The sequence below is a fragment of the Cellulophaga sp. BC115SP genome (genome assembly GCF_009905545.1).
Taxonomy (GTDB): Bacteria; Bacteroidota; Bacteroidia; order Cytophagales; family Spirosomataceae; genus Flectobacillus; species Flectobacillus rivi.
This window is the reverse complement of record NZ_JAAALB010000011.1, coordinates 114,545-127,013: the sequence shown is the minus strand read 5'-3', so window position 1 is coordinate 127,013 and position 12,469 is coordinate 114,545. Positions and strand designations below refer to the sequence as shown.

The following is a 12,469-nucleotide window of genomic DNA, read 5'->3' as shown; positions in this document are numbered from 1 at the left end:
CAAAGATAATTAATTCTTTCGAGAAGAATCAGGTTTTAAGTTTAATCTTGATTTTGGTTGCAATGGTCTAAATGTAGTATCTACATTCTTTCTTGGAATATCATATTGACTCAAACTACTGGTATCGGTAGACGTACCATAATTATCTGGAATAAAGGCTCCATAGTCTTGCTTACGTTTGGTGCGGTAAAGTCCTCCCGAAGCACGGTAATCTGTTGGATTTTCGGCGATAATTTGCTCGTAAGTTAGGATAGCCGAAGCAAAATCACCTGTAAACTCCTGACAAATGGCTAAGTAAAGCTTGGCATCGGGATATTTGGGGTTAATTTTTACCGTATGAGCAAATTGAGGCAAAGCAAAACGATAGTTTTTGATTCTGAAATACAACATTCCTGCACTAAAACTAGCCTGCGTCAAGGACGAATCTAACTTGACAGCTTTGGTATAACTCGCCAAAGCGCTATCGGTTTGATAAGCTCGCTGATAGGTAACCCCTTTTTTATAGTACAATTCAGCATTTTTAGGATGTTGTTTAATCCCTTCATCGCTGTAAAATAAGGCTAAATCATATTGACGTAAGGCTGTATAAACCTCCGCAAACTTGAGATAAAGCGGCAAAAATGTAGGCTTGAGATTGAGTGTTTGATGAAAATACTGTAAAGCCGTAGTGGTGTCGCCTTGTCTGGCTGCAATTTCTCCCTTGAAGAAGTACGTTTCACCATGATTTGGGGAAATCTGCAAAGACTTATTCAAGTATAGTTTTGCTTTGGCGAATTGTCCAATTTGCTGATACAAATCGCCCAAAAGAGTAAATAGTTCAGGAGATTCTACATTGAGTACCTCTGCCTTAGAAGCGGCTTCAAGTGCTTGCTGAGGCTCTTTGAGTTCTCTTAAGATTAGCGCTTTTGTTTGATAATAATGACCATTGTTGGCTTTCATGCCAATGGCGGTATTAATATCATCTAAGGCATCTTTGGGTCTTTCGTCTTCAAGATACAATTTAGCTCTTTTGTAATAAATTTCAGAAGAACTGGACGACGAATTAATCAAATCGGTTAAGAATTCAATTGCGGCAGCTCTGCGTGCTTTTTCAGTAACTTCAGGAACAGCAGGAATAGAAAGCCCTTTTTTTGATTCACTATTACAGCTTGCCAAAAAAAGTACTACTCCCAATAAGAATATATAGTAGAAAAACAGTCTTTTCATCATTCTCAAAATTACAGCCTTTACCACGTAAATTATTGCTGTATTAAAAAACATTTAAAAGTTCCCAAAACAAAAGAAAAATTATTGTTTGAAAATATAAATAACAATATATTTGCTATTAGTAAAACCTTAACTAATCACTGATTTTGTTGTTATGAAAAAATTTTATCTTTTAGCGCTTTTCTTGTTGCTACTCAAAGCATTAGAAGTATTTATTTAGTTTTTAAGCAGTAAAATAGTTACTAACAAAAGATACTAAAGTAAGATATGACTTTCTTTAATAAATCCTCCAGTTTGTACTATTTTTAGATGCTCGCAAAACGATAATACACCCCAAGAGGAAGTTTCTTTTTGAAAGAATCTTCTAAGTAAAGCTCCCCGAATTCATGATTTTTGGAATGCTCAAAGCTACACTTTACTAGATTTTCGACAATAAGAGAAGAAAAACCCATTGAGTACATATTCAAGATGAGAAAGTAATTTTCTTTATCTAAAATTTGTGCAACAGTTTTGAGCATTTCATTAATCTGTTCTTCCAATACCCATTTTTCTCCATCAGGACCACGACCATAGGCAGGAGGGTCAAGGATAATTCCTTGATATACATTGCCACGTTTTGCTTCACGACGTACAAATTTCATAGCATCCTCGACTACCCAACGAATATTGTCAAGCTGACTAGCTTCCATATTGTCGCGCGACCAGCTAATTACTTGTTTGATCGAATCCACGTGGGTTACATCGGCTCCCGCTTGTTTGGCGGCAATAGACGCACCACCTGTGTAGGCAAAGAGATTTAATACTTTTGGATTTTTAACGGGCATTTTCTTTACCTTCTCCATGATAAAATCCCAGTTCATAGCTTGTTCTGGAAAAATACCAACGTGTTTGAAAGAAGATAATGCCAGCTTAAAATTAAGATTCAAGGTGGGTGTTTGATAAGGCATATACCAGCGCTCTACCATGCCTTTCTTTAGCATCCATTCGCCTTTTTCTTGAGATCCTTTGTCTTTTTTGAAATAAGCATTCGCTCGATTTTGCCACTCTAGTTCAGAAAGTGACTTATCCCAAGCCGCTTGCGGTTCGGGACGACGTAAGATATAGTCTCCAAATTTCTCTAATTTCTCAAAACCACCCGAATCTAAAAGTTGATAAGCTTTCCAGTTTTTGGGCGTTGCTGTTTGTATTACGGTTGTGCTCAATGGTTCTGTTGATTAAACTTCTGCAAATAAAAAGCGGTATCCTTTTCGGATACCGCTACAAATTTACAAAAAAGAGTTGTTAGAATGCGTGCAAATTGAACGATAAGCTCTTCGCTGTTTTAGATTATTTTTACTTTTTTCTTTAAACTGCTGAAAAACAATAGATTGTTTGATGAGCTAAAGTTCTTTTCTGCTAAATTATAAGTTTGTCTGGCTTTGGATTTTAGAATGAAACTTTATTCAAATAGAATACATTTCTTCTTAAGTTTTCAGAATCATTATTAATTCGTTGAATACCAGACGCCAAAAAGTAGTTATCAAACCAATAATCGATATGGTCAGACGTCGTTCTTTTTACTACATCGCCTTCTACCTGAGTATCCACCTGTTTAGGTGTTAATTCGTCAAGTGTTAAATCTTTGGCAATAGTTTTGGTGAAAATTTGCCCTTTGCTACTGTAAGTTAAAGTAATTTGATCGCCTTTGATAGAGGCTTGAACTTTCTCTACTAATTTAGGCTCTTTCACATCTTTCAGTGGAATACTATTGTCCCACAACAAATTTCCTTTTTCGTCAAAAGCTGCTACGATGGCATGGGTATAGATCCAACCATCAAATGTTTGCGAGTTGCTGTAATATCTATTGCCATATCCCCACGGACTGTAGTAGCTACTAAATGGCGAATACAAACCGTAGTAACCATATCCCCAACGATATGGATTATAGAAGGAATTCCAAGGGCTACCATACAAGCCAGAGCCCCATGAACTAAACGGACTATACGGGTTATTGAAGTTGTTGTAACGATAATCCGCATAAAATGCCTCTGCTACAAGAATGTATTTATCACCTTGTTTAACAATATCATGAACCAAGAAACGGTAATCTAAACGAAGGTCTTCACCTTTGTCTCTTTTGTCTTGAATTTTCCTTTCTTGCTTCAAACGCTGTTTTTCACTAAGATAATTAAAGAAGTTTTTGAAGTCTGTAAAGCTATAAAACTTCAGTTCAGTTAGCTCATTGTCAAGCATTTTGCTGAAATAAATTCCTTGTGAGGTAGGACCACGCTGTGTACCGATGGAGTTTTTGTGACCATAGGTTCCAAACATGATTTGAGTGCTATCCGAAACCATATTGAGGCGCCCGTTCATCATGGCAAAATCTTCTTGGGTATCCATCACAATTTGATTGATTGGCGTACCTTCTTCGTCAAATGATTTTACGACCAATTGGTAATTCTTTCCTTTGTTGCCAACAGCGTATGTTACATTCACGAAATGGTTTACCGTATCAAGCTCCATTGATTGTAATTCTGCTTGATTTTTCAAGGCAGAAGGCAATACTTTGGTCTTGCGAGCGGCCAAATCTGTGTACAAGATAATGGGTTGACTATTGACAAGTCCTCCGATAAATACGGATGAGTTGAGTGCTTGAAAATCAGATACTTCAAGTCTGTCGACTGACATAATTTGGAATTTTTCGACAAACCCTGGACCAAGATTTACTTTGATTACCTCAAACACATTGCTACGGTAACGGCTAAAAAGTAAGTACACATTTTTGCCATCGTAAGAGTGCTTTACATAATCAAGGTTGCCATCAATTGTGCCAGTTATATTCCAAACAGTTTCAAGGTTGGTATCAAGTTTAATGAGGTTAAACTGATTTTTGTTGATTTGGGACAAAAGAAGCACACCTTGCTTTTGCAAAGGAATCGTAAAGTATTCCGACGAGGCCGAAGGCAGCGGAATTTCTACGCGCTTTACACTTTGGGCATACATTGTAGTGGTACAAAGTAGCCAACTTAAAATCAACAATATCTTTTTCATATATGTTGTGATTGGGTTATAGATTAACAAAAGCTTGTAGACCAGCTATTTATTCATGAGCCAATCCCACGATGATGTCAAATTCTTCTGATTTTACAGGAGTCACCGACAAGCGAGATTGTTTGATTAATGCTAAATCTTGTAGTCTTTCATCATTCTTCATTTGTTTAAGTGTAACTGTTTTTGGTAATTTTTCAACAGGTGATAAATCTACAACAACCCAACGCTCATCGTCTGTGGTAGGGTCGGGATAATGTTCTTTAACCACCTTCGCAATACCAACAACTTCAAGTCCTTCGTTGGAGTGATAAAAAAACACTAAATCTCCAAGCTTCATACTTTTCATATTATTACGAGCTTGATAATTTCTAACGCCGTCCCACATACCGACTCCTTGCGCTACAAAATCATCCCACGAATATTTGAAAGGCTCAGACTTTACTAACCAATAGTTCATTTTGATAAGAATTAAGTATTGTACAAATTTTATGAAAGAAAATATCCAATGTATCTTCTTCGTTTGTTATTTCCCCAAAACTAAAAGAAATCTTGATATACTTAACGCTTTGGTCTTGAATCTTGTTATTAAAATTTGGAAGTATTTGCTTCCACTATAGACACTATTTGTAGATAAAAGGTTGATTTGCGGTGATAAGTTTTTTTCGAATAAAATCTAAAATGTTGTATATGAGTCAATAATCAAAAACGCCCAACCATAAAAATATGATTGGGCGTCGTTTGAGAATACAGATTATCGAAAATAGGATTGTCTCCTCTCTAAATCTCAGTATTCGATTCTTATGGGAATTTAGGGAATTTACTGAAGTCAGGTTTTCTTTTTTCCAAGAAAGCATTTTTACCTTCTTTAGCTTCGTCAGATAAGTAATACAACAAAGTTGCGTTACCTGCCAATTCTTGAATACCTGCTTGTCCGTCCAATTCGGCATTAAATGCAGATTTCAACATACGAAGTGCCAAAGGACTTTTCCCTAACATTTTCAAACACCACTCAACAGTTGTTTCTTCTAGTTTTTCTAAAGGAACTACTTTGTTGACCAATCCCATATCCAAAGCCTCTTGAGCATTATATTGGTCACATAAGAACCAAATCTCACGAGCTTTTTTCTGACCTACTACTCTAGCCAAGTAAGATGCACCAAAACCACCGTCGAAAGAACCTACGTTTGGACCAGTTTGTCCAAAACGAGCGTTTTCAGCAGCGATAGACAAGTCACAAACTACATGCAAAACGTGACCTCCGCCAATTGCCCAACCTGCAACCATAGCTACTACTGGTTTAGGAATTGAACGAATTTGTTTTTGCAAATCCAATACGTTCAAACGAGGTACAGCATCTGTACCGATGTATCCGCCGTGTCCACGCACAGACTGGTCGCCACCACTACAAAAAGCACGACCACCTTCACCTGTCAAAATAATCACACCAATACGCTCGTCGTCACGACAGATATTCATGGCGTCAATCATTTCTTTTACGGTCAATGGCGTAAAAGCGTTGTGTACATGAGGGCGATTGATTGAGATTTTTGCAATCCCAGCCTCATGAAATTGAAACAGGATTTCTTGATATTCCTTGATGGTTTCCCACTGAATCATAATTGTATAATTAAATAATGAATAAGCATTAATGCCCTATTGTTCTTTGTCTAATTCTTCATTATATGTGACGTCCCAAGTATGATCTGCTAAAAGTAATACTTTTGCGACATATCTTACATACTTAAACGAACGACCCCACTCGTGTGGTGCTACCAATGACAATAAATCTGTACCGTCTTCTTTCTCGTACATATAGTAGGTTTCGTTGATGATAGGTTCGAATCCTACGGTAGCAGTGTAAATCCTCTCAGAAATCTCACGACGCTGAGCCAGTGCTTTTGCCTGCCTTGCCAAAGTCTCCATTTGTTCATACAACTGGTTCATTTGACGGTCAGTTTGCTGGCGCATCGCTGTAACAGAACGACCTTTGGTTTTGCCCATATCCTCTGGTCTGATTACTGCCCCACCTGCGGTGTGTGCGTATGGTAATAAACCTGGGTTTTCGGCTACTTTATCTTTATTAATGGGATTGATAAATTTATCGTCGGACATAATCTTAGTGAAAATTGTGTACTGTTTATGATTACCACAAATTTACTAGAACAAGATTTTTTATTTACTAGACTAGTAAATTTTAGATAATATATCTATTTGTGTTTAAGCAAATAGATAAGTTTTTCAAATCCCTGTGAAATCTTTTACAAAAATAGGGATATTATCTATTGGGTAGACCAAATTTTGGAGATTTTCCAAGAATTCAATCAAGGTTGTAACCTTGGAGACTTATAAATTGTTTTTGAAGTTATAGATTAGTGCCCAAAAATGGATTAAACAGAATTTTACTAAAGAGTTGATTTTGAGTATAAAATCGTAATAAATAATTTACACATTTTACTTTGCTTTTATCTGTAAATACATTTAATTTACTTACATATATCTGTTTATTCTCTTTTATACTTGACCGTTTTCTCTAGCGTTGCAATTTATAATTTCTTCATTTAAAACGTATTGTGCTATTTTCTAACGAAAGTGGTACTAAATCAACTTGTGCAAGAGGATGTAAATTCTCGACTCTCGTAATATTGTCTTATTTAAACAACTTCTTCAATCTATCATGGAACGTAAAGAATTCATGTCGCTCGTGGGCATCAGTGTGGGTGCTATAATTTTACAAAATTGTTTATCAGGGTGCAGTAGCAAGTCTGACCCTACGCCATCAGGTGGTACTACAGGCGGTACTACAACCAATCCAACTAGTACAGGGTTTACTGGCAATGCTGCCAGTTCGAAAGGAACAATTGATTTTACCATTGATATTTCCACTTCAGATTATGCGACTTTAAAAACTAATGGCTCAGCCTTGGTGGTTGGCGATGTAATAGTTGCTCGTACAAAAGCTGGAAATTTTATTGCATTGGCCAAAGCTTGTACCCATGAAGGTACTACGATTAATTTTGTAGCAGATGACAACAAATTTAGATGCCCGAATCATGGTTCCGAATTTTCGACTACTGGTGCTGTTCTTTCTGCTCCTGCAAGCAGTCCGTTGAAGCAATACACCGCTACATTCGACTCAGCATCGAATAAAGTTGCAATCAAATAGAATCCATCTTAGAAGGTTGGGTTCTAATATTCACCATAAAAAATCGACTGTGGTAGACAATGCTACAGTCGATTTGTATTTTTGCGCATGCTATATATTGATTCTTACGAAAATTTACCCAATTCCAACGATGCCTACGAGCAACGAGCATTGGAATTTTGTAAAAAATGGTTGTCTGGCGCTGAGACTTTTGTCCTCCACACCTCAGGCTCAACTGGTACGCCCAAGCCGATTGAATTGACCCGTGCTCAGATGAAGGCAAGCGCCGAATTGACAGGAAAAACATTTGATTTAAACAAGGGTGATACAGCTTTGGTTTGTGTGAATATCGAGTATATTGCAGGGGTGATGATGCTAGTAAGAGGGATGACGCTAGGCTTGAAATTGGTAATTGTACCACCTGTTTCAAATCCCTTTGTGAAATACCCAATGATATCTCAATATGATTTTGATTTTGTGGCACTTGTCCCTTTACAAATTCAACAGATTATTGAAAATGGGGGTATAGGCTTACAAAAAATCAACCAAATGAAAGCCATTATCGTAGGTGGTGCAGCCGTGAATGCGGCCTTACAGTCACAAATTCAGCAACTTTCCGTGCCAGTGTTCAGCACTTATGGTATGACAGAGACGGTTTCACATATTGCTATCAAAAGACTGAATAACGAAAGTATTTCTGATGAGTTTGAGATACTCGATGGAGTCGAAATTAAGTTGGATGAGCGCTCTTGTTTGTCTATAAAAGCGCCTGCTTCTAATAACGAATGGATATTTACCAATGATGTGGTAGAATTAACCGAGGATAAGAAATTCAAAATTTTAGGTCGATACGACAACATTATTAATAGTGGAGGAGTCAAGATACAATTGGAGGAGGTTGAGAAAGTTGTTTTAGAAATCTGCAAAGAGTATTTTGAGGAATTGTCGAACAAAAGATTTTTTGCTTGGGGGATTCCCGACGATAAATTAGGGCAAAAACTCGTGTTGATTTGGGAAACAAACCAAATCACGAAAACAGAGGAAAAGAGTATTTTAGAAAAATGTGCTGAAAAATTATCCAAATTTAAAATCCCGAAAGCCATTTTTTTAGTAAATACATTTATTGAAACAGCTTCGGGTAAAATTGATAAAAGGGTCATTGCTCAACGTTTGCTTTTGGATACCAACTCATAAAATTTTGGACAATTCATTGCCTTCAAAATTAGCCTTTGTACCTTTGTGACTTTGCTATTTGCTACAAAACAATGCTTTGAGCATGAGCAACAATGTTAGTGTGACAAAACACAATTTTACCAAAAAAAGTATCCAATGGAAATTAATCAATTATCATCATTAGTAATAAAATTTGAGACAGCCGATATGGTCGGTGCTCCATTTTCACATCAGATTTTGCTAAAAATGCAATTTGCTGGGCAGGGCATCGGGGTAGATTTCCAAATTGCCTATATCGATAGAGAAGATTTGAGCGAAGAGGAAATTTTGGAAGAAGGATTTTCTCTCAATGATGATTACAGCTGGAAAGGTCAGATTGACAATGCATGGCTTGAACCCATTAAAGAGATATTGAAAAAAACGCCAAATAAATTTAATCATAAAGCGTTGGAGGAGGAAATGAACTTCTTCGAAATTGAAGTAAATCAACAATCTGCGGGTAATCCTATTAACCAAACAGATTGGGAATATTTCCTTCAAGAATTGATTCAGGCTATTTATGAAACTTCCCAAAAAGAAGCACCTTTTCATTTGGAATACCGCAGAATCGATAAAGATAAAAATATGAAAAACTTTGAGTTAAACCTTTACTATGCCAAGCGTCAAGCTGAGGGTATCAATAGTATTGGAAAAACTGACTCAAAACCAATTACTTGGGCGCAAGCTAATGCTATTATTCAACAGGTTTTTATCGGTGAGTTTATCCCTGATGCAGCTTTGAAAAATGAACCTAAGCATACAGGAAAATATATCTCTGTAGGTGACGGTTATTGGTATGAATTTACCAAAAGCTTAAAAAGACCAAATGGCAATAAGGGCTATTTGACTGAACTAGAAAAAACTTTTGACCCTTGGGTTGACTAAAACACCGTATAGCGCTTGTTGAGTTCGACTCAACAAGCGTTACTAATACATCCATTCTCGCAAACCAAATAATCTCTATGAAAAAAAGTCTTTTGTTGGTGTTTGGTCTATTGAGTCCATTTTTGGATTTGGCTCAGGTTTCTACAAATAGTTTACAACAAAATCCTCCATCAGTTCGCTGGTCAAAAATCAATACCCCACACTTCAGACTTATTTTTCCTACCACCAATACAGAAGAAGGGCAACGTTTGGCCAATGTTTTGGAAACGGTTTACGAACCAGTATCTTCCTCACTCGGAAAAAATCCTCGGAAAATTTCAGTGTTATTACAAAATCAGACGACCATATCTAATGGTTTTGTGACGCTATTACCGCGCAGAAGTGAATTTTTTGTGACACCACCCCAAGACCCTAATTTGTTGGGAACTAACAACTGGCTTGATTTACTAGCAGTACATGAGTTTCGTCATGTAGTACAAAATGACAAAGCTTTGACGGGTATTTCAAAATTGGCTTATTATTTATTTGGAAACAATGGCTTAGGTGTAGTAAGCAGTTTGACAGCCCCTAATTGGTTTAAAGAAGGAGATGCCGTAGGAGTAGAAACTGCTATGACACCATCAGGTAGAGGACGAATTCCTAGTTTTGATATGGCTTTGCGTGCGCAGTTGACTTCTGGTAAGATATATCCTTACGCCAAAGCTGTTACAGAATCCTATAAAGATTATATTCCTAATTACTATGTAAGTGGTTATTTTTTAACGACTTACTTGAAGAAGAAATATGGAAATGATGCTTGGGATAAAGTATTGACAGGAACTTATCAATTTCCATTTTATCCTTTTTCTTTTTCGAATAATATCAAAAAGGTGACTGGACTTAGGGTTGAAGATTTGTACAAAAATGCATTTTTAGATATTCAAAAAGAATGGATTGAAGAACAAAGTAAGATTACGGAGAATCCTGCTACTCAGATTGCGAGTAAGGATAAATACTTTTCCAATTATCTATATCCTCAATATTTGCCTGACGGTAGAATTTTGGTTGTCAAAACTGGTTTAGATATTATTTCGCAATTAGTCGCAGTTGATAAAAACGGTGAAGAAGAAAAAATAGCAGAATTAGGGATTTGGAACGATGCAGGAATGCTTTCTTTACAAGGAACAAAAGTAGTTTGGGCAGAGATTGCTTATGATGCACGTTGGGCGCGTAAGGATTATTCTGTGATTAAAACGTATGATTTCAATGAGGGGAAAATCAGAACACTCACTCATAAAACTAAATATGCAGCGCCTAGCCTAAATACCGATGCTACAAAGATTGTCTGTGTAGAAAGTACACCAGAACAAAAATATAGTTTGGTCGTTTTGGATGCCCAGTCTGGACAAGTTTTACAAAAAATATCAAATCCAACCAATGCTTTTTTACTTCATCCAAGATGGACAAAACAGAATGAAATTGTTTTTGTAAAACTAAAAGATGGAAAGAAAACCATTACAAAAACAGACTTGTCAGGTAAAGAGACTGCCTTATTTGCGAGTAGTCAAGAAAATTTAGCACATCCTGTCTTGATTGGAGATAGCCTGTTTTTTAATTCAGGAGTGACTGGGATAGATAATGTGTATTTGTTTTGTTTGGATAAACAAGCTCGTTATCAGGTCACTAATCGTAAACTAGGAGGATTTAATCCTGCCATTTCACAAGATGGGAAAGAGTTAATTTTTAATGATTTCACTAAAAATGGTCATAGATTAGCTTATATGCCTTTGCATGATTCAGATCTGAAAGAAGTTAATCCCGTTTCGACAAAACGATATTTTGGGGAAATGGTGCTGAAAGAAGCTCATCAAAATTTGTTGAAACAAGTCCCTAATCAGTCTTATGAAGTCAGCAAGTATAGTAAATTCAACATCTTCAATATCTATTCGTGGGGTGCTATGACTACCTCTTCTGGTAATACGCTTTACGCAGGGTTGTCGTCTCAGGATTTGTTGGGAACTACTGCTATCTCTGGAGGTTATTCTTACAATATGAATGAGCAAACCAGTGGAACGTATGCCAATTTGAGTTTTCAAACATTTTACCCAATGCTAGATGTCTCGTTGCGAAATACCCAACGAAAGACTTCCATTTATTTGGACAATGCACAGCCTTTGGATAGCCTAGCCTCTGACCGATGGAATCAGCAAGAGTTGTTGGTAGGCTTGAGAGTACCATTAAATTTTACCAAATCAAAATATATTCAATCATTATCTTTCTCAGCCAACTGGGCAATGATGCAAGTAAATGGTTATGATTTAGGTAAAAGATATGTGACGGAGTCATATAATGGACTCAATCAGTCAATGATTTATACATTCTCGTATGCAAGGCAACTAAAGCAGTCTGTTAGAGACATCGCTCCCAAATGGGCACAGAGTGTAAACTTTTATTATAGAAATGCTTTTGCTAGTGTAATCGATGGAGGCTTGGCGGCAGTACAGGCAAGTCTTTATACACCAGGGTTAGCTCCTCATCATAGTTTGAGATTACGTGGAGGGTTCCAACAGCAGTTTGGTTTTAAAAATCAGAATGGTTCGCCAAATGATAAATTATATGTGTATGGAAGCCCTATCGCCTACACCAGAGGCTATTCGTATCGTAATTATGAGTACCTCAATACACTTAGTGTTGACTATAAAATGCCACTAGCAACACCTGACTGGAATATCGGAAGATGGGTATATTTGAAGCGTATTAAGACTAATTTCTTTGCAGATTTATCACATGGAGAAACTAATTATGACTTTACTGTTCGTCAAGGAACAAAAGTTTTAAATTATAAAGGTAGTGATATAGGTAACTTTAAATCTTTTGGTCTGGATATTTCTGGAGATTTTCATTGGATGAGATTTTCTCAATCTTTTGAGGCCGGTATAAGATTCGTATATTTGCAAAACCTGAACCAATTTTTGATACAGCCTGTAGTTTTAGATATAGGATTCTAATAAAAAA

The 12,469-nt window shown here is 36.7% G+C and carries 10 protein-coding genes; 4 read left to right on the top strand and 6 right to left on the bottom strand.

Annotation, left to right across the window (positions count from 1 at the left end):
* Window positions 1–9: 9 nt before the first annotated feature.
* The 6 genes from GVN22_RS11105 to GVN22_RS11080 all read right to left on the bottom strand — a co-directional run bounded on the left by GVN22_RS11105 (window position 10) and on the right by GVN22_RS11080 (window position 6,348).
* Window positions 10–1,209 carry a tetratricopeptide repeat protein gene (locus tag GVN22_RS11105; RefSeq protein ID WP_166551097.1) on the bottom strand — a complete coding sequence of 400 codons (1,200 nt, stop codon included), beginning with the start codon at window positions 1,207–1,209 and terminating at the stop codon, window positions 10–12.
* A 302-nt stretch (window positions 1,210–1,511) separates the two neighbouring features.
* The gene (locus tag GVN22_RS11100) at window positions 1,512–2,408 is read right to left on the bottom strand and encodes a class I SAM-dependent methyltransferase (protein ID WP_166551096.1); all 897 of its coding nucleotides are present in this window, start codon (window positions 2,406–2,408) and stop codon (window positions 1,512–1,514) included.
* 223 nt (window positions 2,409–2,631) lie between these two features.
* Window positions 2,632–4,236, bottom strand: a complete 1,605-nt coding sequence (locus tag GVN22_RS11095; protein ID WP_166551095.1) for a hypothetical protein — start codon at window positions 4,234–4,236, stop codon at window positions 2,632–2,634.
* Window positions 4,237–4,285: 49 nt separating this feature from the next.
* Entirely contained in the window at window positions 4,286–4,693 is a 408-nt protein-coding gene (locus tag GVN22_RS11090) for an EVE domain-containing protein (protein ID WP_166551094.1), read from the bottom strand.
* Window positions 4,694–5,034: 341 nt separating this feature from the next.
* On the bottom strand, window positions 5,035–5,853 hold the full coding sequence (menB, locus tag GVN22_RS11085; protein WP_166551093.1) for a 1,4-dihydroxy-2-naphthoyl-CoA synthase: 819 nt from the start codon (window positions 5,851–5,853) through the stop codon (window positions 5,035–5,037).
* Between the two features lie 36 nt (window positions 5,854–5,889).
* Window positions 5,890–6,348: a DUF2452 domain-containing protein gene (locus GVN22_RS11080; protein WP_095167296.1), complete on the bottom strand. Its 459-nt coding sequence runs from the start codon at window positions 6,346–6,348 to the stop codon at window positions 5,890–5,892.
* Between the two features lie 562 nt (window positions 6,349–6,910).
* Here GVN22_RS11080 and GVN22_RS11075 point away from each other — a divergent pair.
* The 4 genes from GVN22_RS11075 to GVN22_RS11060 all read left to right on the top strand — a co-directional run bounded on the left by GVN22_RS11075 (window position 6,911) and on the right by GVN22_RS11060 (window position 12,462).
* Window positions 6,911–7,399, top strand: coding sequence for a ubiquinol-cytochrome c reductase iron-sulfur subunit (locus GVN22_RS11075; protein WP_166551092.1), 489 nt, complete (start codon window positions 6,911–6,913; stop codon window positions 7,397–7,399).
* An 87-nt stretch (window positions 7,400–7,486) separates the two neighbouring features.
* Window positions 7,487–8,572, top strand: coding sequence for an AMP-binding protein (locus GVN22_RS11070; protein ID WP_166551091.1), 1,086 nt, complete (start codon window positions 7,487–7,489; stop codon window positions 8,570–8,572).
* A gap of 135 nt (window positions 8,573–8,707) precedes the next feature.
* The gene (locus tag GVN22_RS11065; protein WP_166551090.1) at window positions 8,708–9,475 is read left to right on the top strand and encodes a hypothetical protein; all 768 of its coding nucleotides are present in this window, start codon (window positions 8,708–8,710) and stop codon (window positions 9,473–9,475) included.
* Between the two features lie 77 nt (window positions 9,476–9,552).
* Complete coding sequence (locus tag GVN22_RS11060; protein ID WP_166551089.1) at window positions 9,553–12,462, top strand: hypothetical protein; 2,910 nt, start codon at window positions 9,553–9,555, stop codon at window positions 12,460–12,462.
* Window positions 12,463–12,469: the final 7 nt, after the last annotated feature.